Source organism: Kitasatospora sp. NPDC032150 (genome assembly GCF_055579945.1).
Genome location: NZ_JBVIMH010000090.1, coordinates 1 through 3,790, shown reverse-complemented (window position 1 = coordinate 3,790; position 3,790 = coordinate 1). Strand labels below are relative to the sequence as shown.

Annotated in this window: 1 protein-coding gene; it reads right to left on the bottom strand. The window is 73.2% G+C overall.

Going from position 1 to position 3,790, the window contains the following annotated elements; translation table 11 throughout:
• On the bottom strand, positions 1–3,790 hold a 3,790-nt coding region (locus ACZ5ON_RS35830; RefSeq protein WP_465601761.1), incomplete at both ends, for a type I polyketide synthase.

Below are 3,790 nucleotides of genomic sequence, written 5' to 3'. Positions count from 1 at the left end.
CTCCAGGAGTTCCACCGCCATCGCAGCCCACTGCGAACCCTGACCCGGGAAGACGAACGCCACCTTCCCCGCAGACCCCACAGCGCCCTGCACCACACCCGCACCCGGCTCACCGGAAGCCAACGCCTCCAGACCCCGGACCGCACCATCACGGTCGGCCGCGACCAGCACCGCCCGGCGCTCGAACCCGGCCCGCGACGAGACCAGCGAGTAGCCCACGTCGAGCAGACCGGCCTCGGTCTGCTCGGAGAGGAGGGAGAGCAGTCGGGCTGCCTGGCCCGCCAGGGCCTTGTCGGTCTTGGCGGACAGCAGCAGCGGCACGATGCCGGAGTCGGCCTCCGCCGGCTCCTGGGCAACCGCCGGAGCGTACTCGAGGATGGTGTGGGCGTTGGTACCGCTGATACCGAACGACGACACCGCCGCACGACGCGGACGCCCGGTCTCCGGCCACGGCCGCGAGTCGGTCAGCAGCGACACCGCACCCGAGGCCCAATCCACCTTCGGTGAGGGCTCGTTCACGTGCAGCGTCTGCGGCAGCACACCGTGCCGCATCGCCATCACCATCTTGATGATGCCGCCGACACCCGCCGCCGCCTGCGTGTGACCGATGTTCGACTTCAACGAACCCAGCCACAGCGGACGGTCCGCCGAGTGCTCCTGGCCATAGGTCGCCAGCAGCGCCTGCGCCTCGATCGGGTCACCCAGCGTGGTACCGGTGCCGTGCGCCTCCACCGCGTCGACCTCGTCAGCCGACAGACCGGCGTTCGCCAGCGCCTGCCGGATCACCCGCTGCTGCGACGGACCGTTCGGCGCCGTCAGACCGTTCGACGCACCGTCCTGGTTCACGGCCGAGCCGCGCACCACTGCGAGGACCGGGTGGCCGTTGCGCTCGGCGTCGGAGAGCCGCTCCACGAGCAGCATGCCGACACCCTCGCCCCAGCCCGTGCCGTCCGCGTCCGCCGAGAACGCCTTGCAGCGGCCGTCGGCCGACAGACCGCGCTGGCGGCTGAAGTCCACGAAGGTCTCGGGCGTCGCCATCACGGTGACACCGCCGGCCAGCGCCATGTTGCACTCGCCGCCTCGTAGCGCCTGGATCGCCCAGTGCAGCGCCACCAGCGACGAGGAGCACGCGGTGTCGACCGTGACCGCCGGACCCTCCAGGCCGAAGGTGTACGCCACTCGGCCGGAGGCGATGCTGCCCGAGACACCGGTGCCCAGGTAGCCCTCGACCCCTTCGGGGAGCTCACTGATTCCGGTCGCGTAGTCGTGGTACATCACACCGGCGAACACACCGGTGCGGCTGCCGCGCAGCGTGGCCGGGTCGATGCCGGCCCGCTCGATGGCCTCCCAGGAGGTCTCCAGCAGCAGGCGCTGCTGCGGGTCCATGGCCAGCGCCTCACGCGGTGAGATCCCGAAGAAGTCCGGGTCGAAGAGGCCCGCGTCGTGCAGGAAGCCGCCCTCGCGGGCGTAGGTCGTGCCCTGGTGGTCCGGGTCGGGGTGGTAGAGGCCGTCGAGGTCCCAGCCTCGGCCGGCCGGGAAGCCGGAGATCGCGTCACCGGCCTCGGACACCAGTCGCCACAGGTCCTCGGGCGACTCCACGCCGCCCGGGTAGCGGCAGCTCATCCCGACGATCGCGATCGGCTCGTCGTCCAGGACCGCGACCGGGCCGGTGACGGACGCCTCGGACGCCTCGCCCAGCAGCTCGGTGACCAGGAAGGCCGCCAGTGCGATCGGGCTCGGGTAGTCGAAGACCAGCGTCGCGGGCAGTCGCAGGCCCGTCGCACCGTTCAGCTCGTTGCGCAGCTCGACGGCCGTCAGCGAGTCGAAGCCGAGCTCCTTGAACGCCCGGCCGGACTCCACCGCAGCGGCGTCCGCGTAACCCAGCACCGACGCCACCCGAGCGCAGACCAGCTCGAGCACCGCCTGCTCGCGCTCGCCGGCGGGCAGGGCCTGCAGTCGGCCGGCCAGCTCCGAGCCGCTCGCCGCGGCCGCCCGTACCACTCGGCGGGCCGGGACCCGGACCAGTCCGCGCAGCAGCGCGGGGAGATTGCCGGCGGCGGCCTGCTGGCGCAGCGCGGCCAGGTCGAGCCGCATCGGGACAAGGGTCGCGTCGCCCGTGGCGACGGCGGTGTCGAGCAGTTCCAGGCCCTCGGCCGAGGAGAGACCGTGGATGCCGCCACGGCTCATCCGCTGGACGTCGAGCTCGTTCAGGCTGCCGACCATGCCGCTGCTGTCGGCCCACGGACCCCACGCGAGCGAGGTCGCCGGGAGTCCGGCGGCGCGGCGCTGAGCGGCGAGGGCGTCCAGGAAGACGTTGGCCGCAGCGTAGTTGCCCTGGCCGGGGCTGCTCAGGGTGCCGGCGGCGGAGGAGAAGAGCACGAACGCGCTCAGGTCCAGGCCGGCGGTGAGCTCGTGCAGGTTCAGCGCCGCGTCCACCTTCGGGCGCAGCACGGTGTCGATCCGCTCGGGGGTGAGCGAGGTGACGATGCCGTCGTCGAGGACACCGGCCGTGTGCACCACGCCGGTCAGCGGGAACTCCGCCGGCACGGACGCCAGTACGTCCGCAAGCGCCGCACGGTCCGCGACGTCGCACGCCGCGAACACCACGGAGGCACCCGACTCGCCCAGCTCGACCGCCAGTTCAGCCGCACCCGGCGCGTCCGCACCACGACGCGACACCAGCAGCAGACTGCGCACCCCGTGCTCGGCCACCAGATGACGCGCGACCAGACCACCCAGCATCCCGGACGCACCGGACACCAGGACCGTACCGCTCGCATCGAACACCGGCCCGGCCGCATCGGAGACCGCCGCCACCCGCGCCAGGCGCGGTGCGCGCAACGCGCCGCCGCGCACGGCGAGTTCGGGCTCACCGGCGGTCAGTGCGGCCGACAGCGCCTCGCGGGAGTAGTCGCCGCCGTCCACGTCCAGCAGCACCACGCGGTCCGGGTTCTCGGCCTGTGCGGAACGCACCAGGCCCCACACCGGGGCGTGGACGAGGTCGTCACCACCGGCCACCGCACCACGGGTCACCAGCACCAGGCGGGAGGACGCGAACCGCTCGTCCGCCAGCCACTCCTGAAGCGTGGCGAGCACACCGTGCAGCACGGCGCGGACGGCCGAGGCGGTGTCCGCGGCCGAGTCGGCCAGCGACACGAAGACCGCGTCGGGAACCGCCACGCCGCCGTCCACGGCCGCGCCCAGGGCGGCCAGATCGGCGAACGGTTCGGCACCGGCGCCGGCCGCACCGAGAGCGTCCGTGCCGAGCACCGCCCAGCGGCCCGCAGGTGCGGCCGAGACCGGGAGCGAGGTCCACTCCACCCGGAACAGCGACTCCACGAAGCCGCCGCCGGCACCGCGCACCTGCTCCGCGGCGATCTCACGGGAGACCAGCGACTCGACCGAGGCGACCGGCTGGCCGGACTCGTCGGCGAGCAGCAGCGAGGCGGTGTCCTCGTTGATCTCGGAGAGCCGCAGGCGCAGCGCAGCGGCACCGGCCGCGTAGAGGGTCACACCGTTCCACGAGAACGGGATGCGGGCCTGTCGGGGGCCGTCAGCGCCTTCGGGGCCGGTGATGTCCAGGCCGAGGGCGTGCAGTGCGGCGTCCAACAGCGCGGGATGCAGGCCGTAGCGGGCGGCGTCCTCGTGCTCGCTCTCGGGCAGGCGGAGTTCGGCGTACACGTCGCCGTCCTTGCGCCAGGCGGCGCGCAGGCCCTGGAACACCGGACCGTACCCGAACCCGGCAGCGGCCAGCCGCTCGTACAGGTCCTCGACCTCGACCTCGACCGCA